Below are 23,296 nucleotides of genomic sequence, written 5' to 3'. Positions count from 1 at the left end.
GCCTCAGAGCAAGCCAAGCTGCTCGGCGGCGGGTTCTCTGTATAGCTCAGGCAGCGCGGGCAAGCCAGGCAAACGTTGCATCAGTTGGGCGTGAAAACGCTGCGCCAGTTTCGCTGCCAACAGGTTATCGGCGGTATGCAGAAAGACGTAGGGCGTGCGCCCCTCTTCGATCCATTCAGCAATCTTCGCAACCCACGGCACGAGAAACGCATCGTTGGCCTCAAGCTCGGGATGGCCAATGAAGCGCACCTGCGGAAACTGCGTGAACGCCGCCGGACGGGTGGGCACTCGCGGCTTTTTCGACTGCGCGTGGATCACCGAGGACTCGGTCGACAAGCAGCTGAACAGCGCGCGCGGGTCGAGACAGATGCGCTCGACACCGCGATCCAGCAACAGACGATTGAGCAGACGCTCGCTCTCGCCCTTGGCGAAGAACTGTTCATTGCGCACCTCGACCGCAAGCGGGCAATCCAGTGCATCGATAAACGCCGCGAGCTCCGGCAGACGCTGCGGCGTGAAGCTTTTCGACAGTTGCAGCCACAGCGGCGAAACACGTTCGCCTAACGGCTTGAGTAATTGCAGGAAGGTTTCGGCAGCGGTCAGTTGCTCGCGCAAGTCGCCGCTGTGGCTGATGTCGCCGGGGAATTTGGCAGTGAAGCGAAAGTGCGCCGGCATGATCTCGGCCCAGCGTTGCACAGTGGCTGGCGACGGACTGGCGTAGAAGGTGGTGTTGCCTTCGACGGCGTTGAACACCTGGCAGTAGAGAGCGAGAAAGTCGGAGGTTTTTGCGTCTACCGGATACAGATACTCGCGCCAGGCATTTTCGCTCCAGGACGGGCAACCGAGGTAGTAAGGCAGATCCATCAGATATACAGATCGAGGCCCAGCACGTCTGCGTCCCAATCGACAAAACCGGCGGTGCTCAGGTAGCTGGCCAGAGCCATGGCTACGCTTTTCTTCATCGCGCGGTGGTAGATCATGTCTTGTTGACGGGCAGGCAGGTTGCTCAGGCGTTGCGCGGTAGCTTGGGCAGCACGGGCGGCCAACTGCTCTTCGCTCGGGAATTCCAGCTCGCCGTCGATGATCTCGACGGACTCATCCAGCGCCGCATTGCCTTTACGCGGCTTGCGCTTGATGGGATATGACTGAGTGGAAACGCCGTCTATACGCATAATGTCATGCTCGGTATCGATGATGGCAATTTAGCGGCACTTGACCGACTTAGCAAACCGCCGAGTGATAACTAGAACACATAAAGCGCAAAAGGTTTTAAGCGAGGGGGCAGAAACTGACGATTGGCGATATTTGTATGTGACCGCGAACCTGTGGGAGCGAGCCTGCTCGCGAAGGGTCCAGCACATTCAACACATGCATTGACTGACCAGAAGCCTTCGCGAGCAGGCTCGCTCCCACAGGAGAAAGTGTCGTATCAGCGGGCTTTGGGGGTGGCAACTTTATCGCGCAAGTAAACCGGCTGCGCGTCATCTGCCGGGATCGCCTCACCGCGCTCCCAGGCGAAACGCGCCAGGGTCAGCAGGTCTTCGGCGTGGGGCAGCATGCCGGCGTCGGAGCCGCTCAGATTGACCGCGATGCGCTCGCCGTAACCCCAACCGGTACCGGCACCGAACCAATCGCCACTGGCATCAGCGGGCAACGCGGCGACTTCCGGCGGCAACACGGCTTCGGCACCAACCAGACGCATCTCCCCCGCCGTCTCGCGGTAGCAGCCCCAATACACTTCATCCATCCGCGCATCGATCGCAGCCGCGACCTGGCTTGCGCCATGTTCACGAAAGGCACGCTGGGCCAGCACGGCAAGGTTGGATACCGGCAACACCGGACGATCCAGAGCAAAGGCCAAACCCTGCACCACACCAATGGCAATGCGCACACCGGTAAACGCGCCCGGGCCACGGCCGAAAGCAATCGCGTCGACCGCTTGCAGCGTGGTGCCGGCATCGGCGAGCAATTGCTGAATCATCGGCAGCAGCTTCTGCGCATGCAGGCGCGGGATCACCTCGTAATGGCTCGTGACCTTGCCGTCATGCAGCAAGGCAACGGAGCAAGCTTCAGTCGCGGTGTCCAGGGCCAGCAAGGTGCTCATCGATGTTTCCAAAACAGGGGTGGGAAAAAGTGCGTCAGTATAAACAACAACGGCCCGCAAGCGGGCCGTGGATGATGCAGCCGATCAGACTATTCAGCTCAGCGCGGCCAGCACCTTGGTGGTGATTGCATCAACCGAACCAACGCCTTCGATGTGGCTGTACTTTGGCTTGCCGCCGTTCTTGGCGGAAAGGTTCTGGTAGAACTCCACCAGCGGTTTGGTCTGCGAGTGGTAGACCGACAGGCGATGACGCACGGTCTCTTCGGTGTCGTCCTTGCGCTGTACCAGCTCTTCGCCGGTGATGTCGTCCTTGCCAGCCAGTTTCGGCGGGTTGTAGACGATGTGGTAAACACGGCCGCTGGCTTCGTGAACACGGCGACCGGCGATGCGCTGAACGATTTCTTCGTCTTCTACAGCGATCTCGACCACGGCATCCAGCTCGACGCCGGCAGTGACCAGCGCTTCAGCCTGCGGAATGGTGCGCGGGAAGCCGTCGAACAGGAAACCGTTGGCGCAATCAGGTTGAGCGATGCGGTCCTTGACCAGCGCGATGATCAGGTCATCCGACACCAGGCCGCCGGCATCCATGATGCTCTTGGCTTGCACGCCCAGTGGAGTGCCAGCCTTGACCGCAGCACGCAGCATGTCGCCGGTGGAGATTTGCGGAATGCCGAATTTCTCGGTGATGAACTTTGCCTGAGTACCTTTACCGGCCCCGGGAGCTCCCAGCAGAATGACGCGCATCGATGTGCTCCTCAATTTTTTATATAAAAGCTTTACAAAACAAAGGATTCGCTCGTAACCGGCGGATCCTGAAAATACGGGTCGTGGCCGCACAAACGGCCAAAGGCTGATCAAGATACACAGCAGGCTGCGCCCACACAAGACGCCAAAAGTCGGAGAAACCGACGCCCGCCGTGACCTCGCGACGCGGTAACCCAAGTCGCAACCCCTACATTAACTGTCGCCTCGCGGCACTTTCCTACAGCAGGAGAAGCGGCATCCGACCCTTGTCGCGAATGCCGCCTGAGGTGATCAGCAACCTTAGCCGGTATTGCGCAATCCGGCGGCAATCCCCGCCACAGACACCAGCAGCGCCTGTTCCACCGGGCTGCCCTGCTCGACATCCTGCTGCCGCGAACGCGCCAACAGTTCCGCCTGCAATAGATGCAGCGGGTCGAGGTAGGTGTTGCGCAAGCGGATGAATTCGAGGGTGTCCGGACTGTGCGCCAGCAGCTGCGACTGCCCGGTCAGACCGAGCACGACGGAGCATGCCTGCGACAATAGGTCGCGTAACTGCGCGCCCAATGGCAGCAGATCAGCTTCAACCAGACGCTCGTCGTAGGACTGCGCAATATCTGCATCAGCCTTGGCCAGGACCATTTCCAGCATATCGATACGGGTGCGGAAGAACGGCCATTGTTCGCGCATCTGCCCCAGCAACTCACCTTCGCCGCGCTCCAGCGCCTTGCTCAGCGCCGTCTCCCAACCCAGCCAGGCCGGCAACATCAATCGGGTTTGGGTCCAACCGAAAATCCACGGGATCGCCCGCAGGCTTTCGATACCGCCGGCGCGACGTTTGGCCGGGCGACTGCCCAGAGGCAAACGTCCCAATTCCTGCTCCGGGGTCGACTGCCGGAAATACTCGACGAATTGCGGATTTTCCCGCACCACCTGGCGGTAAGCGCTGACACCGTCCGCCGCCAGTTCGTCCATCAGATGGCGCCATTCCGGAGTCGGCGGCGGCGGTGGCAGCAAGGTCGCCTCAAGCACGGCGGCCAGATACAGATTGAGGTTTTGCTCGGCGATGTCCGGCAGGCCGAATTTGAAACGAATCATTTCTCCCTGCTCGGTGGTGCGGAAACGTCCCGCCACCGAACCCGGTGGTTGCGACAGAATCGCCGCGTGCGCCGGACCGCCACCACGCCCCACGGTGCCGCCGCGACCGTGGAACAGCAGCAATTCGACTTGCTGCTCACGGCAGATTTCCACCAGTCGTTCCTGCGCGCGATATTGCGCCCACGCCGCAGCGGTGGTGCCGGCGTCCTTGGCCGAGTCGGAATAGCCGATCATCACTTCCTGCGGGCCGTGCAAACGCGCGCGATAGCCCGGCAAGAGCAGCAGACGTTCCATCACCGGCCCGGCGTTGTCGAGGTCGGCGAGGGTTTCGAACAGCGGCACCACGCGCATCGGCCGCAGTACGCCGGATTCCTTGAGCAGCAGTTGCACCGCGAGCACATCGGAAGCGGCGCCAGCCATGGAGATCACGTAGGAGCCCAGCGACGCAGCGGGTGCGGCGGCGATTTCCTTGCAGGTGTTGAGCACTTCAGCGGTGTCCGCCGACGGTTTGAAATGCGCGGGCAGCAAAGGGCGACGGTTGCTCAATTCTTCGGTGAGGAAGTTGATGCGCTGTTCTTCGTCCCATTCCTCATAGCGGCCGAGGCCGAGGTAATCGGTGATTTCCGTCATCGCCGAGCTGTGCCGGGTCGAATCCTGACGCACATCGAGGCGCACCAGAAACAGGCCGAACGTCACCGCCCGACGCAGGCAATCGAGCAACGGCCCGTCGGCGATGACGCCCATGCCGCATTCGTGCAGCGAGTTGAAACACAACTGCAAAGGCTCGAGCAGATCGCGATTGTCGTGTAGCACATCGGCGGTTGCCGGGGTCGGCGCGGTCAACGCGGCATGCGCCCAGTTGCGTGTGGCGCGCAGGCGTTCACGCAATTGCTTGAGCACCGCGCGATAGGGTTCGGCGCTGTCGCCGGCCTTGGCCTTCAGCGCATCGCTGGCCTGCTGCATCGACAGTTCGGCAGCGAGATGATCGACATCGCGCAGGTACAAATCAGCGGCCATCCAGCGCGCCAGCAGCAAGACTTCGCGAGTGACAGCGGCGGTGACATTGGGGTTGCCGTCACGGTCGCCGCCCATCCACGAAGCGAAGCGGATCGGCGCGGCTTCCAGCGGCAAGCGCAGGCCCGTGGCGGCGAACAGCGCCTGATCGGCCTTGCGCATATGGTTGGGGATTGCCTGCCACAACGAATGCTCGATCACCGCGAAGCCCCACTTGGCTTCATCGACCGGCGTCGGGCGGGTGCGGCGGATTTCTTCGGTGTGCCAGGCTTCGGCGATCAGCCGTTGCAGTTTGCTGTGGATCTGCTCGCGCTCGGCGCTGGTCAGGTCGCGATGATCCTGAGCGGCCAGTTGCGCGGCGATCGCGTCGTACTTCTGGATCAACGTGCGTCGCGCCACTTCGGTCGGGTGCGCGGTCAGCACCAGTTCGATTTCCAGCCGCGCCAGTTGCCGGGCCAGAGATTCGGCGCTGTGGCCTTCGCTGCGCAGGCGCGCGAGCAGTTCCGGCAACACCCGCGACTCGAACGGCGCCGGTTGCGACTCCTCGCGGCGATGGATCAACTGATACTGCTCGGCGATGTTGGCCAGGTTGAGAAACTGATTGAAGGCCCGCGCGACCGGGAGCAATTCGTCTTCGCTCAATTGATTGAGGCTGGCGCTCAGTTCAGCGTCCATCGAGCCGCGCCGGTCGGCCTTGGCGCCTTTGCGAATCTGCTCGATCTTGTCGAGGAACGCCTCGCCGTACTGGTCTCGAATGGTGTTGCCCAACAGCTCTCCGAGCAGGTGAACATCTTCGCGCAAGCGTGCATCAATATCGGTCATCAGCAGTTCTCCAGCGGTAATCGGGGACAGCGCAGAAACGAATGCTTTGCCAGAGAGTGCCGCTCTGCGCCGCTTCTTACAAGCAGGCGACGAATTGACTTTAAACCTTGCCGGCGAAAGCTAGTCTCAACAGTAAGCCGTACGACGGCCCGCCGCCGGCGCTGCCGGACACTCACCCAGGCCTGCCATCAGCAGGCGCTAAATGAGGTCATCATGAAAATTCGTGAACTCGCCCAGCATTGGGAAGAAAACGCCAAAGGTCGCCTGACCGACACCGGCTACACGATTCATCTGGACGTCGAAGCCGCCGCAAGGCTGGCGGCGATTGCCGAAATGTACCCCAAGCGTCACCCCGAGGAACTGCTCGGCGAGCTGATCGGCGCCGCGCTTGAGGAGTTCGAAGCGAGCCTGCCGTATGTGAAGGGTTCAACAGTGGTGGCGACGGATGAGGAAGGTGATCCGTTGTATGAGGATGTCGGTCCGACGCCGCGTTTTCTGGCGTTGTCGCGGCGGCATCTGCATGATTTGTCCTCGGCTGAGAACAAGCAGAAGCACTGATTCGACACACATCAAAACCGTGGGAGCGAGCCTGCTCGCGAATGCGGATTTTCATTCAGCATTTGCGCTGACTGACACATCTCATTCGCGAGCAGGCTCGCTCCCACATAGGCTGTATTCCAGTTCGCAAATTGGTTTATCAACAGACAAAATACACCCGCGCGTACCGCTCCAAAGCCCCAAAGTTCCCGTCCCAGAGCCTTGTCCAAACGGTCAATTAAATTTTTGGCGATAGGCCATCTTTTCTGAACTTTTCAAAAATGCCGCCGGTCGGAACAGGTAACCACGCCTGGAACGAGCGTTTCAATTCGCGTCTACAAGCGATGCTTTCGCCTCCTCTGCCAGGATGGATTCAGTTGTATTTTCAGGAGATGCCTAATGGAGTTGAAGACCATGAAAACCCAAACCTCGTTTTCCCACCTGCGCGGTCTGAAACTGGCCGCTCTGGCCATCGGCACCAGCTTCGTACTGGCCGGTTGCGCCGGTAACCCGCCGACCGAGCAGTACGCCGTGACCCAATCGGCTGTGAACAGCGCCGTCAGCGCTGGCGGTACCGAATTCGCTGCGGTGGAAATGAAGCAGGCTCAGGACAAGCTGAAACAAGCTGAAATCGCCATGCACGACAAGAAGTATGACGAAGCCCGTCGCCTGTCCGAACAGGCTGAATGGGACGCTCGCGTCGCTGAACGCAAGGCTCAGGCCGCCAAGGCCGAACAGGCTGTGAAGGATTCCCAGAAAGGTGTTCAGGAACTGCGTCAGGAAAGCCAGCGCACTGTGCAGTAAGCGCGCATCCCGACCGCAAAGCTGAAACTCTTACCGATAGAAAGGACGAAAAATTATGCGTAAGCAACTGATGATTCCCGCTCTTCTGGCCGCAAGCGTTGCACTGGCAGCCTGCTCCACACCGCCTAACCCAAACCTGGAACAGGCGCGCACCAACTACGCCGGCCTGCAGGCCAACCCACAGGCGAGCAAAGTCGCGGCACTGGAAACCAAAGACGCCAGCGATTACCTGGACAAGGCTGACAAGGCCTATCTGGACAAAGAAGACGCAGCCAAGGTTGACCAACTGGCTTACCTGACCAACCAGCGCGTGGAAGTGGCCAAGCAGACCATCGCTCTGCGCACCGCTGAAAACAACCTGAAAAACGCCGCTGCGCAACGTGCCCAGGCCCGTCTGGATGCCCGTGACCAGCAGATCAAACAGCTGCAGGACAGCCTCAACGCCAAGCAGACTGATCGCGGTACGCTGGTGACTTTCGGTGACGTGCTGTTCGCCACCAACAAGGCTGATCTGAAATCCAGCGGCCTGGTGAACATCAACAAACTGGCGCAATTCCTCCAGGAAAACCCGGATCGCAAAGTGATCGTCGAGGGTTACACCGACAGCACCGGCACCGCGAGCTACAACCAGTCGCTGTCCGAGCGTCGCGCGACTTCCGTGCAGATGGCCCTGATCAAGATGGGCGTCGACCCTTCGCGCATCGTCGCTCAGGGTTATGGCAAGGAATACCCGGTAGCGGATAACGGCAGCGTCTCGGGCCGTGCGATGAACCGTCGTGTGGAAGTGACCATCTCCAACGACAACCAGCCGGTAGCACCGCGTTCTTCGGTGAGCTCGAACTAAGCTTCACCCGGTACCGCAAAAGCCCCGCCTGAGTTGATCAGGCGGGGCTTTTTTGTGGGAGCAGACATCGTAGCCCCTCACCCCAGCCCTCTCCAAAGGGAGAGGGAGCCGATTTGTGTCGCTTTCAAAACTTGTGTTCGGCGCAATGGATCAGGTCGACTTAGCTTAAACAAACACCTCGGTCAGTCCCCTCTCCCTCAGGGAGAGGGTTAGGGTGAGGGCTGAACCTGCAGAATCACTCCTCCAGCTTCTGCGGGGTCTCTTCGCCCATACACCGCACGGCTTTTTTCTGCGCGTTGATCAACACCCCGGTCAGGCCTTTCTGTTCGGTATCGAACAGCACCAGCACGCCATCAATGCACTGCGCCACTTGCGGCGCAGGTGTCAGCGAGACTTTGTAGTCCTCGCCCGGCACGGTCTTGAGCATGGTGAATTCGTTTAGCAGCAACGCATCCTCCGGCTTGGCAAAGTGCAGGTAGCCGTAGTACCACAGCGCCCCGACGGTGCCGAGGATGCTGCAGATACCGGTGATGATCAGCGGGATGGCATTACGTTCTTCACTCATTGCGGGGTCTCATCTTCAGAATTCGGGGGCGGCGGATAGTTGGGGATTTCGCCGAGGCGGCGCAGGCCGTCGAAGTGTTCGGGATCATCAAGGTAGCGCAGCATGACCTGACGCCACACCGGGTCGCCGAAGGTTTGCACATGACCGCCACGGGTCAGCTGCAACACGCGCGGCGGCGGCGCCGCTTGATACAGGCGAATGCCGTTGGCCATCGGCACCAGCGGATCGTCGATGCTGTGGAAGATCAGCTTGGGCACGCCGGTCAGCTGCGCCATCGAGTTGATCGCGCTGTCGCCATCCGGCACCAGCCACGACAGCGGCACCTGCAACGGCCAGGTCAGCCACGAAGTGCTGAGGGCGAATTGGCCGACACTGCGATAACTGGCCGGCACACCATCCAGCACCAGGGCCTTGAGTTGTTTTTGCCGTTCCGGGTGCTGCGCCAGCCAATGCACCGACATCGCGCCGCCGAGGCTCTGCCCGAGCAGCACCAGCGGTTTGCCTTTGACCTCGGGCGCTTTGTCGAGCCAGGCGAACGCGGCGTCGATGTCCTGATAGATCGCCGGCAGGCTCGGCTTGCCCTCGGACAAACCGTAACCGCGATAGTCGACCAGCAGTACCTGATAGCCATTCTTCGGCAACCACCAGCTGCCGCCCAGATGCATCGGCAGATTGCCGCCGTTTCCGTGCAGATGCAGGACCGTGCCTTTGACCTCAACACCAGGTTTGGCTGGCAGCCACCAGGCGTTGAGCTTCAAGCCATCAGCGGTGTTCAGAGTGACAGTGCGGTATTCGAGTTTGGCTTTGTCCGGGGTGAAGATCTGGCCCGGTTCAGGGTAGAACAGCAGCGAACTGCAACCGCCGAGGGTCAAGAGCAGGCAAAGGATGCCGAGGATTCTCATCCGGTGAAACCTCGCAAAGAAGAGAACTGAACACAAATCAAACCTGTGGGAGCGAGCCTGCTCGCGAAAGCGGTGTATCAGCCGACATCAATGTTGAAGGTGAAATCGCATTCGCGAGCAGGCTCGCTCCCACAAGGGGTTCGGTGGTGGGTCTAGAGGATATTGGAGTAATCCGCCTCAATCCGGTCCAGGCTCAAATGGTTGAGGAAGTTGGAGAAACACATCCACGCCGACAACGCATTCAAGTCACGGAACTGATCCGGTAGATATTTCGGCGGCACCACCAGCCCTTCATCCACCAGTTGCCGCAAGGTTCGCATGTCTTCCAGTGTGGTCTTGCCACAGAACAACAGCGGAATCTGCTCGAGCTTGCCCTTGCGCACGGCCAACTGAATGTAGTTGTAAACCATGATGAAGCCCTTGAGGTAGGACAAGTCTTTGGTGAATGGCAGACCGGTGGGCGTCGAGCCACGGAAAACCCGGCTGGCGTTGCCGTAGCTTTCGGCCATCTCGAAACCTTGCTCGCGGAAGAATTCGTAGATCTGCAAGAAGTCCGCGCCCTCCTCGACCATATGAATCGCACGGGTGCGGTTGGTCAGTTTGCGCAGGCGACTCGGGTAAGAAGCGAAGGTGATGATTTCCATCAGGATCGCCAGCCCTTCCTGGGTCACCGTTGACGAGGGCGGGCCTTTGGACAGGAACGTGCAGATCGGCTGGTTCAAGCCATTGAGCGTAGTGCCGACGTGCACCAGACCTTCGTGGACTTCCAGTGCGCGCACGTCGCGGTCGTTGAACAGCGCATCCGTGCGGATCTTGATGTAGTCGGCGCCCGCCGCGGCGTCGGCGACGATGCCGTCGGACTCGAACACGCGAATGGTTTCTTCGGCCTCACCGAATACCTTGTTCAGTCGGGTTTGCAGCAGATGCACCGCGTCTTTGGCGGTAAGGATCTTCGGCTCGTCCTTCAGATCGCCGCGCCCGTCGATGTTATTCAGGTAGTCGGACATCATCAGGCCGAGGTCGGCCAATGTCGGGTCACCGGCGTGGAAGGCATCGGACGCCGCGCCGTACAGCTCCTGCGAGATCAGTCCGAAGTCCTCGGTGCCACGCGCTTCGAGCATGCGCACCACCATGCGGTATTCCTTGCACATGCGCCGCATGATCTGCCCGACCGGATTGAACTGGCCGAGCTGGCGGGTGATGTCGCGCTCGATGTTCTGGAATTCCAGTTTGACCTGGCTCGAATCGAACGACAGCGGGCGGTTGAGGTAGTAGTCGCGATCCACCGCCGGCATTTCCTTGCCTTTGGCCTTGAGAAAACCCTTGCGCACGTTGTCGTCCCACTTGACCGCATCGAGCACGCGGATCGGCGTCTGCGCCAGCACAATGCGATCGGACAACATGCGTATCGTCTGCTGGTAATCGTCCACCCGAAACTCCTGTAGAAAACGTGACGCTTTGAATGACTGGGCGCGGGCTCCCTGTAGGAGCTGCCGAAGGCTGCGATCTTTTGACCTTGGTCTTCTAAAAGCAGATCAAAAGATCGCAGCCTTCGGCAGCTCCTACAGGGGGATCGGCGTCAGACGGACGACATTGTGTTACACCGACGCCAATACAAGGTGCATATACCGCGTCAGAATCCCGAGCATGTCCTCTTCGGCCAATGGCTCGGCGTCGTTGAGCAGGCCCTGATATTCCATCCGGCCGATAATCGCCGTCAACACCTTGGCATCCTGCTGTGGTTCGCGCGAGCCCAGTACCTGGAACAACTGGCAGGTGCCCTGCAACAGAATCTGCTGATGGGAGCGCACCAGAATGGCCAGACGCGGATTGAGCAGCGCTTCCTGACGGAACGCCTGCTCGGCCATCAGATGCTCGCGGCGGTTGATCAGTTGCCGGTGCACGTAATCGGCCATCAGCCGCGCGATGTCATCGGCCAGTTGCGAGCGCGACTCCGGGCTGCCGTCGGCGCTGACCACCATTTCGCGCAGCAGACCTTCGTTATTGATCCACAACTTGGCCATGTACGCCGCGCTGCGTTCAACGTATTGGGCGAAGGTATCGGTGAGCAGGTCATCGATGTCCTTGAAATAATACGTGGTCGCCGACAGCGGCACACCGGCCTCCGCCGCGACCGCACGATGGCGCACGGCTCGCACGCCGTCGCGCACGACAATGCGCATCGCTGCGTCGAGAATGTCCTGGCGACGCTGCTCACTGCCCTGTCGGCTGGCCTTGCGGCCCTGGTACTGAACACTTTCAGCGACCGCAGTGGCGATACCCGCTGCACCTTCTTGAGCTATTGCACCCATCACGACAGCACTTCCTCTGCTATTTGCAAATTAACCAATTGATACATTTGTACCAGACAGGCAATAAAAAGCCGCCTGTTTTAGGCGGCTTTTCAACTGAAACGTTTACGCTTGCGGTCGCATGTGCGGGAACAGGATCACATCGCGGATCGACGGCGAGTTGGTCAGCAACATCACCAGACGATCGATGCCGATACCTTCACCGGCGGTTGGCGGCATGCCGTACTCCAGCGCACGGACGAAGTCGGCGTCGTAGTGCATGGCTTCGTCGTCACCGGCGTCCTTGTCGGCCACCTGCGCCATGAAGCGCTCGGCCTGGTCTTCGGCGTCGTTCAGCTCGGAGTAGGCGTTGGCGATTTCACGACCACCGATGAACAGCTCGAAGCGGTCGGTGACGTTCGGGTTTTCGTCGTTGCGACGGGCCAGCGGCGACACTTCGAACGGGTACTGAGTGATGAAGTGCGGCTGCTCCAGCTTGTGCTCGACCAGCTCTTCGAAAATCATCACCTGCAGTTTGCCGAGACCTTCGAAGCCCAACACCTTGGCGCCGGCCTTCTTGGCGATGGCGCGAGCCTTGTCGATGTCGTTCAGATCATCGGCGGTCAGCTCAGGGTTGTACTTGAGAATCGAGTCGAACACCGACAGACGCACGAACGGCTCGCCGAAGTGGAACACCTTGTCGCCGTACGGCACGTCGGTGCTGCCCAGCACCAGCTGCGCCAGCTCGCGGAACAGTTCCTCGGTGAGATCCATGTTGTCTTCGTAATCGGCGTACGCCTGATAGAACTCCAACATGGTGAATTCAGGGTTGTGACGGGTCGAAACGCCTTCGTTACGGAAGTTGCGGTTGATCTCGAAGACTTTCTCGAAACCACCGACCACCAGACGCTTCAGATACAGCTCAGGCGCGATACGCAGGAACATTTCCATGTCCAGCGCGTTGTGGTGAGTTTCGAACGGCTTGGCTGCGGCGCCGCCGGGAATGGTCTGCAGCATCGGCGTTTCGACTTCGAGGAAGTCGCGCTTCATCAGGAAGCTGCGGATGTGCGCGATCACTTGCGAACGCACGCGGAAGGTCTGGCGCACGTCTTCGTTGACGATCAGGTCGACGTAACGCTGACGGTAGCGCTGTTCGGTGTCGGTCAGGCCGTGGTGCTTGTCCGGCAGCGGACGCAGCGACTTGGTCAGCAGACGCACGTTGGTCATTTCAACGTACAGGTCGCCCTTGCCGGAACGCGCCAGGGTGCCTTCGGCAGCAATGATGTCGCCCATGTCCCAGGTTTTCACCGCAGCCAGGGTTTCTTCGGACAGCGTCTTGCGGTTGACGTAGACCTGAATGCGTCCGGTCATGTCCTGGATCACCATGAACGAGCCACGGTTGAGCATGATGCGACCGGCAACCTTGACCGGGATTGCAGCCTCTGCCAGCTCTTCCTTGGTCTTGTCCGCGTACTGTTTCTGCAAGGCATCGCAGTAGTTTTCGCGGCGGAAGTCGTTCGGGAAGGCATTGCCCTTGGCACGCTCGGCAGCAAGCTTTTCCTTGCGCAGGGCGATCAGGGAGTTTTCTTCCTGTTGCAGGGCTTGCGGGTCGAGTTGTAGGTCGCTCATGTCTTTAAGTATTCCATCAGGTTCGTTGCCCCCAGCCTTCGGCTGGGGATCGCGGGCGAGCCCGCTCCCACAGAGGGTGTTACAGGCCGGATTTCAGGCTCGCTTCCAGGTATTCGTCGATGTCGCCATCGAGCACCTTGTCGCAATCGCTGCGTTCGATGTTGGTACGCAGATCCTTGATCCGCGAGGCATCGAGCACGTAAGAGCGGATCTGGTGACCCCAGCCGATGTCCGACTTGGTGTCTTCCAGCGCCTGCGAGGCCGCATTGCGCTTCTGCATTTCCTGCTCGTACAACTTGGCCCGCAGCATTTTCATCGCGGTGTCCTTGTTGGCGTGCTGGGAACGTTCGTTCTGGCAGCTGACCACGGTGTTGGTCGGTACGTGGGTGATACGTACGGCCGAGTCGGTGGTGTTTACGTGCTGACCACCGGCACCGGAGGAACGATAGGTGTCGATCCGCAGGTCTGCCGGGTTGATTTCGATTTCCACCTTGTCATCGATCTCTGGCGAGACGAAAACCGCGGAGAACGAGGTGTGGCGACGGTTGCCGGAGTCGAACGGGCTCTTGCGCACCAGACGGTGCACGCCGATCTCGGTACGCAGCCAGCCAAAGGCGTATTCGCCCTTGATGTGCACGGTCGCGCCCTTGATCCCGGCGACTTCACCAGCGGACAGTTCCATGATGGTTGCGTCGAAACCGCGTTTGTCAGCCCAGCGCAGGTACATGCGCAGCAGGATGTTGGCCCAGTCCTGCGCTTCGGTGCCGCCGGAACCGGCCTGGATGTCCAGGTAGGCGTTGTTCGGGTCCATTTCATGGCTGAACATGCGGCGGAATTCCAGCTTGGCCAGATTTTCCTCGAGACGGGCCAGCTCGGCGACGACATCGCCCACTGCGCCTTCGTCGTTCTCTTCGACGGCCATGTCCAGCAGGTCGCGGCAATCGGCCAGACCGCCGTTCAGTTCGTCGAGAGTGTCGACGATCTGCGCCAGCGCGGCACGCTCGCGGCCCAGCTCCTGGGCGTATTCAGGTTTGTTCCAGACACTCGGATCTTCAAGCTCGCGATTGACCTCGGTCAGACGCTCATGCTTTTGATCGTAGTCAAAGATACCCCCGAATAGTTTCGGAGCGCTCGGACAGGTCCTTGATGGTGTTCAGGATCGGGTTGATTTCCATGACGGGCAGCACTCGTTGGCGAACTTTTGAAAGCCGGCGAGTATAACGTAAACAGCCTGTCGCGGCAGCCCGTCTGGCGGTGAATGGGCCGAGATTGCTGCCCTCACCCTAGCCCTCTCCCGGAGGGAGAGGGGACCGATCGGGGGATATTTGAAACATACGCCGAATAGAATGGCTTCACCGAATCCGTGATCGCCAAGCCTGAAGATCCATAATCGCTGCGATCTCTCAGGTCGATGTCTGGCCCGAGACACCTCGGTCGGCCCCCTCTCCCTCCGGGAGAGGGCTGGGGTGAGGGCAACGGCCGTTACTCGATCCCGACCTGATTGCGCCCATTGTTCTTGGCCAGATACAAGCCGCGATCCGCCGCCGAAATCAGCAGCCGGCAATCACTGCCCGCCTGCGGCACCATGGTCGCCAGACCAATGCTGATGGTCAGACTGGAGCCCTCGGCCGGCGTGTTATGCGGAATTTTCAGCGCCGCCACGGTCTGGCGCAGTTTCTCGGCCAACAGCCGCGCGCCGCCCGGCGAAGTGTTCGGCAGCACCAGCACAAACTCCTCGCCGCCATAACGCGCCGGCAGATCCGACGGTCGCGCACTGGCCTCGCGGATCGCCGTGGCGACCTTGCGCAAGGCTTCGTCGCCTTCAACGTGGCCAAAACTGTCGTTGTACGACTTGAAGTAATCGACGTCGATCATCAGCAATGACAGCTGCGTCTGATCACGCAGCGAACGGCGCCACTCCAGTTCCAGGTACTCGTCGAAGTGGCGGCGGTTGGACAGCCCGGTCAGGCCATCGGAGTTCATCAGCCGTTGCAGCACCAGATTGGTGTCGAGCAATTGCTGCTGGCTGACCCGCAACGCTCGGTACGCGGCGTCGCGTTGCAGCAATGTCATGTAGGAACGTGAGTGATAACGAATGCGCGCGACCAGTTCGATGGTGTCCGGCAGTTTCACCAGATAGTCGTTGGCGCCAGCGGAGAACGCCGCGCTTTTGATCAGCGGGTCTTCCTTGGTCGAGAGAACGATGATCGGGATGTCCTTGGTCGCCGGATGATTGCGGTATTCGCGCACCAGGCTCAGGCCATCGAGGCCGGGCATCACCAGGTCCTGGAGGATCACCGTCGGCTTGATCCGCACCGCCTGGGCGATGGCCTGCTGCGGGTCGGAGCAGAAGTGGAAGTCGATGTTTTCCTGATTCGACAGCCCACGGCGCACCGCTTCGCCGATCATCGCCTGATCATCCACCAACAACACCATGGCGGCGTTCTCGTCGGTTTTAATGTCGTCGATCTGTAAATCATTCATGAGCGGTCACCTGAGTACTGCGGGGGCCTGGATTGCCGATCAACCTGTTCATTTGGGGAAAATCTCCAGCAATCGTGGCGCTATCTTTTCCAGCGGACGGATTTCCACCGCGGCATCGATCGCCGCGGCAGCCTTGGGCATGCCGTACACCGCACTGCTGTGCTGATCCTGCGCAATGGTCAAATAACCCTGCTGGCGCATGAGCTTAAGCCCTTGCGCGCCATCGCGCCCCATCCCGGTCAATAAAACCCCGACGGCGTCACCGTTCCAGTAACTGGCAACGCTCTCGAAAAACACGTCGATCGAGGGGCGATAGATCTCGTTGACCGGTTCGGCGGTGTAGGCCAGCGTGCCGTTTTTCAACAGGCGAATATGGTGATTGGTCCCGGCCAGCAGCACCGCGCCACTTTGCGGCGGCTCGCCTTCACGGGCCAGACGCACATCGAGGCCGCTGGCGCTGGCCAGCCATTCGGCCATGCCGGCGGCGAACACCTGATCGACATGCTGCACCAGCACGATCGCGGCGGAAAAATCCTTCGGCAGGCCTTTGAGCAGCACTTCCAGCGCCGCCGGCCCACCGGCAGACGAACCGATCGCCACCAGCCGCTGACGTGACGGCGAACTGCGCGGCGAACTCGGCGCCGGGCGCGAACGCGGCGCCTTGTCGCCGATCAGCCAGCCGATGTTGAGGATCTTGCGCAACAACGGCGCCGCCGCTTCCTGGGCATTGCCGGCGCCGATCGCCGGCGTGTCGACCACGTCCAGCGCGCCGTGGCCCATGGCCTCGAACACGCGGTGCACGTTCTGCTGGCGGTCGACGGTGACGATGACGATCGCGCATGGGGTCTCGGCCATGATCCGCCGCGTGGCTTCGACACCGTCCATGATCGGCATGATCAGGTCCATCAGAATCAGGTCTGGCGTGCACTCGGCGCAGCGTTGCACCGCCTCGGCGCCGTTGCTGGCGACCCAGATCACCTGATGCGCCGGCTCGAAGGCCAGCGCTCGGCGCAGGGCCTCCACCGCCAGGGGCATGTCATTGACGATTGCGATCCTCATGCCCGCGCTCCCCCGATGAGCTCGACCACTGCATCGAGCAGGGCGTCGTCATGAAAACTGGCTTTGGCCAGATAATAGTCGGCGCCGGCGTCCAGTCCACGGCGGCGGTCTTCTTCGCGATCCTTGTACGACACGACCATCACCGGCAACGATTGCAAACGGTTGTCGCGGCGCAGCAGCGTAACCAGCTCGATGCCGTCCATGCGTGGCATGTCGATGTCGGTGATCAGCAGATCGAAGTTCTCCGAACGCAGCGCATTCCAGCCATCCATGCCGTCCACCGCCACCGCGACGTCATAGCCGCGATTGAGCAGCAGTTTGCGTTGCAGCTCGCGCACGGTCAGCGAATCGTCGACCACCAGCACCCGCTTGCGCGCCACTTCGGCAGCTTGATTGCCGTGGCGGGCAATGCGCTCCAGACGCCCGGTGTTGAGCAGCTTGTCTACCGAACGCAGCATGTCTTCGACATCGACGATCAGCACCACCGAACCATCATCGAGCAAGGCCCCGGCGGAAATATCCTGAACCTTGCCCAGACGCTCGTCCAGCGGCAACACCACCAGCGTGCGCTCACCCACGAAGCGCTCGACAGCCACCCCATAAATCGCCTCGCGCTCGCGGATCACCACGACTTTCAGGGTAGCGCCATCGTTCTGACTGGCCGGGCGATTGAGCAACTGGCTGGCCGCAACCAGCCCGACATGCTGGCCTTCGTGCCAGAAATGCTGGCGTCCTTCGACCTGCACGATGTCTTCGGGGGCCAGATCGCACATGCGTTCGATGTGCGCCAAGGGGAATGCGTAAGCCTCTTCGCCGACTTCCACCACGAGGCTGCGTACCACCGAAAGCGTCAACGGCACCTCCAGATGGAAACGGCTGCCCTCGCCCGCCGTCTGCTCCAGCACCACGGCCCCACGCAATTGGCGGACCATATGCTGAACAGCGTCCAGGCCGACGCCACGCCCGGACACTTCGGTAACCTTGTCGCGCAGGCTGAATCCCGGCAGAAACAGGAAGGTCAGCAGTTCTTCTTCGCTCAATTGCGCTGCGGTTTCGGCTGGGGATAACTGCCGTTCGACGATGCTGCGGCGGACTTTCTCCAGATCGACGCCACCGCCGTCATCGCTGAGTTCCAGCACCAGCAAACCGGCTTGGTGGGAGGCGCGCAGGCGAATCAGGCCTTCTTCGGGCTTGCCCTTGAGCAAGCGTTGTTCCGGGGTTTCGATGCCGTGATCGACGGCGTTGCGCAGCAGATGAGTCAGCGGTGCTTCAAGCTTTTCCAGCACGTCGCGATCGACCTGGGTTTTCTCACCTTCGATCTCCAGGCGCACTTGTTTGCCGAGGCTGCGACCGAGATCGCGAACCATGCGCGCCTGCCCGCTCAACACGTCGGCGAACGGACGCATGCGACAGGCCAGCGCGGTGTCATAGAGCACTTGTGCACGCTGGCTGGCCTGCCAGGCGAATTCGTCGAGTTCGGCGTTTTTCTCGCTGAGCAATTGCTGCGACTCGGCGAGCAAGCGCCGCGCATCTTCCAGTGACTCGAGCGCTTCCAGGCTCAGTGCGTGGTCCTTCAGGTGCACATTGAGATTTTCCAGTGCGCGCAGGCCATTGTTCTGCATGCGCTTGAGACGCTGCATGGTGGCCAGATGCGGCTTGAGACGCTGGGTTTCCACCAGCGATTTGCTCGACAGATCGAGCAGGCTGTTCAGGCGTTCGGCAGTGACGCGCAAAACGCGCTCGCCGCCTTCGGTGGTGCGTTTGTTTTTGCGCGGGGTCGGTTCGGCGGGCTCGTCCATGATCGGCGCTGTCGCCGTTGGCGCGGGCTCGATCTGCAACTCGGCCATTGGCGGCGTGGCAACCACAGCGGCTGGCGCCGAAGGATCGAGCAGACGCCCCATCAACGCGACGTAGGCTTCAATGTCCGTGGGTTGCGGCGCATTGGCCGGCGTGGCGATGCGCATCAGCAGGTCGGTGCCCTGCAACAACGCGTCGATGTGTTCGGGACGCAGCAACAAACGGCCTTCCTGCGCACTGACCAGGCAATCCTCCATGACGTGGGCGACGCTGACGCCGCTGTCGATGCCAACAATGCGCGCCGCACCTTTGAGCGAGTGCGCCGCACGCATGCACGACTCCAGCTGATCGGCCTGGGTCGGATTGCGCTCCAGCGCCAACAGCCCGGCGCTGAGCACTTGGGTCTGGGCTTCGGCTTCGAGACTGAACAGCTCGAGCAGAGAGGCGTCGCGCATTTGCTCGGGGGTCATGTCAGGCTCCGGGTCACGGCGGACAACAGCTGTTCTTCATCCAGCCAGCGCAGGCTGCGACCGCGATATTGCAGAACGCCACGGGTGTACTTGGCACTGTTCTGCGCACCGGACTGCGACGCGGCGTCGAGGATGCGCTCGTCGATGGCATGGATGCCGTCCACCTCATCCACCGGCACCACCACCGGCCCGCCGTGCGCGGCGATGATCAGCATGCGCGGCATGACGCGTCCGCCGCTGGCCGGCGCAACGCTGGCGCCGAGGTCGAGCAGCTCCACCAGCGACAGGCACGCGACCAGTGCGCCACGGACATTGGCCACACCGAGCAAGGCCCGCGAGCGCTGGTGCGGCAGCGAATGTATCGCCTGCAACGGCGCAACTTCGACAAGCGTGCGCGTGGCCAGTCCGAGCCATTCCTCGCCGAGGCGGAACATCAGCAGCGAGCGGGTCTTGACGTCGGTTTCGACTTTGCTGACCACTGCTTCGCGCTGGTTCTGCTGCAACGAATAACGGTCGAGCAGGCGTGTGGCGGCGGCGGAATACACCGAGCAGTTGCGGCAATGAATGTGCTCTTCCAGCAACGGGCAGGACTTGTCGCCATGAATGCCGATGCGGTTCCAGCAATCGTCGATGGCGCGGGCGTCTTCGTGGGTAACGTTCAAGGTGTCGGACGCGCTCATCGTTTACGCTCACTGTCGGCGGTGCGCCCGCTGCGGGCGGCGCGCTCCTGCAATCGTCGGGCACCCGCCGTATCGCCCTGAGCCTGCAGCAATACGGCCAGGTGCATCAGCGCTTCGGGGTGTTGCGGTTCGAGGTACAACGCTTTGCGGTAATACCCCTGGGCTTCGAGGCTCAACCCGGCGACATCGCTGAGCAGGCCCAGCCAATAGAACACCTGCGCCACGGGTTCATGGCTGCACAGATAGTGTTCGCACGCGGCGCGGGCCTCGGCGCTTTTGCCTTCGTTGGCCAGTGCAGCAATCTGCGCCAGCAGTGTTGCGGCGTCCGGGTCGGCAGTTTTTTTCGTCACCGGCAAAGCCGTCACGGCAGCGAACGACCGATTGCGCACTGGCGCTGGCGGCGGCGCGCTGCGCAGTGGTTGGCTGACCGGCACGGCGACCGGTTTGGGCGTCGGCAGCGGTTCGGGGTGCGGCTCGCTATGGCGGCTGAAAGCGAACGACTGCGGGATGCCGATCGAGCGCATGCCCAAGCGCCCGAGCAGACTGCCCTCCGCCGGGCCGATAAACAGCACGCCGTCGACGTGGGTCAGGCGCTTGAGCACTTCGAACACCTGCTTTTGCGTCGGCTGGTCGAAGTAGATCAGCAGGTTGCGGCAGAACACGAAATCGAAGGCAGGCTCGGTCGCCAAAAGCGTCGGATCGAGCACATTGCCGACCTGCCAGCGCACTTGTTCGCGAACGTATTCGTTGACCCGGTGGCCGTCCTGCTCAGGCATGAAATGCCGATCGCGAAACTGCAGATCCTGCCCGCGAAACGAGTTCTTGCCGTAAACAGCGCGGCGCGCCTTGTCCACCGACAACGGGCTGATGTCCATGCCGTCGACCTTGAATTGATGCGGCTGCAATCCGGCATCAAGCAAGGCCATGGCAATCGAGTAGGGTTCTTCGCCGGTCGAGCACGGCAGGCTCAGAATTCGCAGCGCGCGCATATTATTGAGTTCTTTAAGCCGACCTCGCGCCAGTTTGCCCAGCGTCGCGAAAGATTCCGGATAACGGAAAAACCACGTTTCCGGAACGATCACCGCTTCGATCAGCGCCTGCTGCTCGTCCCGCGAGCCTTGCAACAGCTGCCAATATTCGTCGGCGTGGGCGGCCTGGGACAGGGTCGTGCGCTGGCGCACGGCACGCTCGATGATCGCCGCGCCCACCGACGCGACATCAAGGCCGATGCGTTCCTTGAGGAAATCGAAAAAGCGCTGCTCACTGCTCATGGCTGCGCCTCAAGCTGCGCCGGATCACGCGGCGGATCGGGGAACAGCAAGCTGCGCACGGCGTCATCGAGCAAGTCATTGACCCGCACCCATTGCAGCAATCCCTGCGCATCTTCGCGCACCGGGCCGAGGTACGGCGCCTCACGGTTGTCGAGGCCGTAAGGCTGGAAATCTTGCGGATGACAGCGCAGCGTGTCGGTGGCCTGCTCGAGAATCAGCCCGAGCCATTGTGCTGATTGCGATTGATCCGGCTGATAATTGACCAGCACCAGCCGCGTGCTGGTGCGCGCCTCGGCGGGCTGGCCAAAAGTCAGCGCACTGAGGTCGATCACCGGCACCACCGCCCCGCGATAGGCGAACACCCCGGCCACCCAGTGCGGCGCCCGGGCAATCGGCTTCAACGGCAGGCGCGGCAGCACTTCGGCCACTTCCGTGGCGCGCAGGGCATAGCGCTCGTTGCCGATGCGAAACAGCAGAAACAGCGCCTGCTTCGCCACTGGCGCGGCGCCACGTTTGGCGATGATTTCGCTCATCAGACTTTGAATCGCGAAACGCCGCTGCGCAGGCCGACGGCCACCTGGCTCAGTTCGTCGATAGCGAAACTGGCCTGACGCAGCGATTCGACGGTCTGGCTGCTGGCATCGCCCAACTGCACCAGCGCATGGTTGATCTGCTCGGCGCCAGTGGCCTGGGCCTGCATGCCTTCGTTGACCATCAGCACGCGCGGCGCCAGCGCCTGCACCTGATGGATGATCTGCGACAGCTGCTCGCCGACCTGCTGCACTTCCGACATGCCGCGGCGCACTTCTTCGGAAAACTTGTCCATGCCCATCACCCCGGCCGACACCGCCGACTGGATCTCGCGAACCATCTGTTCGATGTCGTAGGTGGCCACGGCGGTCTGATCGGCCAGACGCCGGACTTCGGTGGCGACCACGGCAAAACCGCGACCGTACTCGCCGGCCTTCTCGGCTTCGATCGCTGCGTTGAGCGACAGCAGGTTGGTCTGGTCAGCCACTTTGACGATGGTCACCACCACCTGATTGATGTTGCCGGCCTTCTCGTTGAGGATCGCCAGTTTGGCGTTGACCAGATCCGCCGCGCCCATGACCGAGTGCATGGTGTCTTCCATGCGCGCCAGGCCTTGCTGGCCGGAGCCGGCGAGCACCGAGGCCTGATCGGCAGCGGTGGACACTTCAGTCATGGTGCGCACCAGATCCCGCGAAGTCGCGGCGATCTCACGGGAGGTTGCGCCGATTTCGGTGGTGGTCGCTGCGGTTTCGGTGGCGGTGGCCTGTTGCTGCTTGGAAGTGGCGGCGATCTCGGTGACCGAGGTGGTCACCTGCACCGAGGAGCGCTGGGCCTGGGATACCAGCGACGTCAGCTCGGTCATCATGTCGTTGAAGCCGGTTTCGACCGCGCCGAACTCGTCCTTGCGATCAAGGTTCAGGCGCGAACTCAGATCGCCGGTGCGCATGATGTCGAGGATGGTCACGATGCGGTTCATCGGCGCCATGATCGCGCGCATCAGCAGCAGACCGCAGAGGCCGGCGGCCAGCACCGCAACCAGCAGGGAAATGACCATGCTGACTTTGGCCGTTGCCACCGCGTCGTCGATGTTGGCCATGGCGTTATCAGCGACGACTTTGTTTTCGCCAATGATGTCGTTGAGTTTCATGCGCCCGGTGTACCACGCCGGGGTCAGTTTCTCGTTGAACAGCTTGATGGCATCGGCTTCCAGATTGCGCTTGTGCAGGTCCAGCACGGCATCCTGAATCTGCATGTAGGTATCGTGGTACTTCTCGAACAGGGCGAATTCGGAACGGTCTTCATCGGTGGCCATGGTCTTGCGATAGCTGGCCATATGTTCTTGCAGACGCGCCTCGAACGCCTTGTAGTCGGCAGCGTCTTCACTGGAAACGCCCTGGCCTTCCTTGAGGCCGAGCAGTTTTTGGGTCTGCAAATAACTGTCGACCCATGCGCCGCGAATCATCGAGCTGTAATAGACGCCGGGAATGGCATCGTCGCGCACGCTGTTTTCACTGGCCTCGATTTTCAACAACCGCGAGTAGGACAGCACCACCATCAACAGCATGATGGCGATAATCACCGCAAAGCTCGCCAAAATGCGTTGGCGCAACGTCCAGTTCTTCACAGTGAATCCTCGTGCCTGATCGAAATGCG

At 61.2% G+C, this 23,296-nt stretch carries 21 protein-coding genes; 3 read left to right on the top strand and 18 right to left on the bottom strand.

All coding sequences use genetic code 11. The annotated features are described in order from the left end of the window. Window positions 1-3: 3 nt before the first annotated feature. The 5 genes from AB4N85_RS00535 to ppc form a co-directional block, all read right to left on the bottom strand. Window positions 4-864, bottom strand: coding sequence for a DUF72 domain-containing protein (locus AB4N85_RS00535; protein ID WP_041478155.1), 861 nt, complete (start codon window positions 862-864; stop codon window positions 4-6). Then, window positions 864-1,172 (bottom strand): hypothetical protein, encoded by a 309-nt coding sequence (locus tag AB4N85_RS00530; RefSeq protein WP_016771497.1) that lies wholly within the window; start codon window positions 1,170-1,172, stop codon window positions 864-866. Before AB4N85_RS00530 ends, AB4N85_RS00535 begins: the two co-directional genes overlap by 1 nt. A gap of 257 nt (window positions 1,173-1,429) precedes the next feature. Further along, the gene (tsaB, locus tag AB4N85_RS00525) at window positions 1,430-2,104 is read right to left on the bottom strand and encodes a tRNA (adenosine(37)-N6)-threonylcarbamoyltransferase complex dimerization subunit type 1 TsaB (RefSeq protein WP_056783172.1); all 675 of its coding nucleotides are present in this window, start codon (window positions 2,102-2,104) and stop codon (window positions 1,430-1,432) included. 93 nt (window positions 2,105-2,197) lie between these two features. Next, entirely contained in the window at window positions 2,198-2,848 is a 651-nt protein-coding gene (gene adk, locus AB4N85_RS00520) for an adenylate kinase (protein WP_056783171.1), read from the bottom strand. Window positions 2,849-3,148: 300 nt separating this feature from the next. Beyond that, window positions 3,149-5,779, bottom strand: a complete 2,631-nt coding sequence (ppc, locus tag AB4N85_RS00515) for a phosphoenolpyruvate carboxylase (protein WP_252868860.1) — start codon at window positions 5,777-5,779, stop codon at window positions 3,149-3,151. 213 nt (window positions 5,780-5,992) lie between these two features. On the opposite strand from ppc, the gene AB4N85_RS00510 reads away from it, so the two are divergent. The 3 genes from AB4N85_RS00510 to AB4N85_RS00500 all read left to right on the top strand — a co-directional run bounded on the left by AB4N85_RS00510 (window position 5,993) and on the right by AB4N85_RS00500 (window position 7,964). After that, window positions 5,993-6,337, top strand: coding sequence for a hypothetical protein (locus AB4N85_RS00510; RefSeq protein WP_016771500.1), 345 nt, complete (start codon window positions 5,993-5,995; stop codon window positions 6,335-6,337). A gap of 378 nt (window positions 6,338-6,715) precedes the next feature. Beyond that, window positions 6,716-7,120: a DUF4398 domain-containing protein gene (locus tag AB4N85_RS00505; protein ID WP_024011747.1), complete on the top strand. Its 405-nt coding sequence runs from the start codon at window positions 6,716-6,718 to the stop codon at window positions 7,118-7,120. 55 nt (window positions 7,121-7,175) lie between these two features. After that, window positions 7,176-7,964 carry an OmpA family protein gene (locus AB4N85_RS00500; protein ID WP_024011746.1) on the top strand — a complete coding sequence of 263 codons (789 nt, stop codon included), beginning with the start codon at window positions 7,176-7,178 and terminating at the stop codon, window positions 7,962-7,964. Window positions 7,965-8,199: 235 nt separating this feature from the next. On the opposite strand, the gene AB4N85_RS00495 is transcribed toward AB4N85_RS00500, so the two are convergent. From AB4N85_RS00495 to AB4N85_RS00435, 13 genes are all read right to left on the bottom strand, one after another. Beyond that, window positions 8,200-8,529 (bottom strand): hypothetical protein, encoded by a 330-nt coding sequence (locus tag AB4N85_RS00495; protein ID WP_122600872.1) that lies wholly within the window; start codon window positions 8,527-8,529, stop codon window positions 8,200-8,202. Continuing rightward, window positions 8,526-9,431, bottom strand: coding sequence for an alpha/beta hydrolase (locus AB4N85_RS00490; RefSeq protein WP_252868859.1), 906 nt, complete (start codon window positions 9,429-9,431; stop codon window positions 8,526-8,528). Before AB4N85_RS00490 ends, AB4N85_RS00495 begins: the two co-directional genes overlap by 4 nt. 152 nt (window positions 9,432-9,583) lie before the next feature. Further along, a complete protein-coding gene (locus AB4N85_RS00485; RefSeq protein ID WP_166554750.1) occupies window positions 9,584-10,834 on the bottom strand; it encodes a flavohemoglobin expression-modulating QEGLA motif protein in 1,251 nt (416 codons plus the stop codon). 195 nt (window positions 10,835-11,029) lie between these two features. Further along, window positions 11,030-11,743: a TetR/AcrR family transcriptional regulator gene (locus AB4N85_RS00480; RefSeq protein WP_056783159.1), complete on the bottom strand. Its 714-nt coding sequence runs from the start codon at window positions 11,741-11,743 to the stop codon at window positions 11,030-11,032. Window positions 11,744-11,848: 105 nt separating this feature from the next. Then, entirely contained in the window at window positions 11,849-13,351 is a 1,503-nt protein-coding gene (lysS, locus tag AB4N85_RS00475; protein WP_076566067.1) for a lysine--tRNA ligase, read from the bottom strand. A gap of 79 nt (window positions 13,352-13,430) precedes the next feature. Beyond that, a protein-coding gene (gene prfB, locus AB4N85_RS00470) for a peptide chain release factor 2 (RefSeq protein ID WP_099758102.1) occupies window positions 13,431-14,526 on the bottom strand; the annotation gives its coding sequence in 2 pieces (ribosomal slippage) (window positions 13,431-14,453 and window positions 14,455-14,526; 1,095 coding nt in all). A 307-nt stretch (window positions 14,527-14,833) separates the two neighbouring features. Further along, window positions 14,834-15,835 carry a response regulator gene (locus tag AB4N85_RS00465; RefSeq protein ID WP_041478162.1) on the bottom strand — a complete coding sequence of 334 codons (1,002 nt, stop codon included), beginning with the start codon at window positions 15,833-15,835 and terminating at the stop codon, window positions 14,834-14,836. A gap of 48 nt (window positions 15,836-15,883) precedes the next feature. Continuing rightward, window positions 15,884-16,894, bottom strand: coding sequence for a chemotaxis response regulator protein-glutamate methylesterase (gene cheB, locus AB4N85_RS00460; RefSeq protein ID WP_095180462.1), 1,011 nt, complete (start codon window positions 16,892-16,894; stop codon window positions 15,884-15,886). After that, entirely contained in the window at window positions 16,891-19,161 is a 2,271-nt protein-coding gene (locus AB4N85_RS00455) for a response regulator (RefSeq protein ID WP_460060010.1), read from the bottom strand. The genes cheB and AB4N85_RS00455 overlap by 4 nt, the downstream gene beginning before the upstream one ends. Continuing rightward, a complete protein-coding gene (locus AB4N85_RS00450) occupies window positions 19,158-19,841 on the bottom strand; it encodes a chemotaxis protein CheW (protein ID WP_236168080.1) in 684 nt (227 codons plus the stop codon). Before AB4N85_RS00450 ends, AB4N85_RS00455 begins: the two co-directional genes overlap by 4 nt. Next, window positions 19,838-21,112 carry a CheR family methyltransferase gene (locus AB4N85_RS00445; RefSeq protein ID WP_252868857.1) on the bottom strand — a complete coding sequence of 425 codons (1,275 nt, stop codon included), beginning with the start codon at window positions 21,110-21,112 and terminating at the stop codon, window positions 19,838-19,840. Before AB4N85_RS00445 ends, AB4N85_RS00450 begins: the two co-directional genes overlap by 4 nt. Beyond that, on the bottom strand, window positions 21,109-21,645 hold the full coding sequence (locus AB4N85_RS00440) for a chemotaxis protein CheW (protein ID WP_130928068.1): 537 nt from the start codon (window positions 21,643-21,645) through the stop codon (window positions 21,109-21,111). The genes AB4N85_RS00445 and AB4N85_RS00440 overlap by 4 nt, the downstream gene beginning before the upstream one ends. Continuing rightward, complete coding sequence (locus AB4N85_RS00435) at window positions 21,645-23,267, bottom strand: methyl-accepting chemotaxis protein (protein ID WP_076566055.1); 1,623 nt, start codon at window positions 23,265-23,267, stop codon at window positions 21,645-21,647. Before AB4N85_RS00435 ends, AB4N85_RS00440 begins: the two co-directional genes overlap by 1 nt. Window positions 23,268-23,296 lie beyond the last annotated feature (29 nt).

It is taken from the genome of Pseudomonas sp. H1_G08 (assembly GCF_054681355.1).
This window is presented reverse-complemented; position numbering and strand designations above follow the sequence as displayed.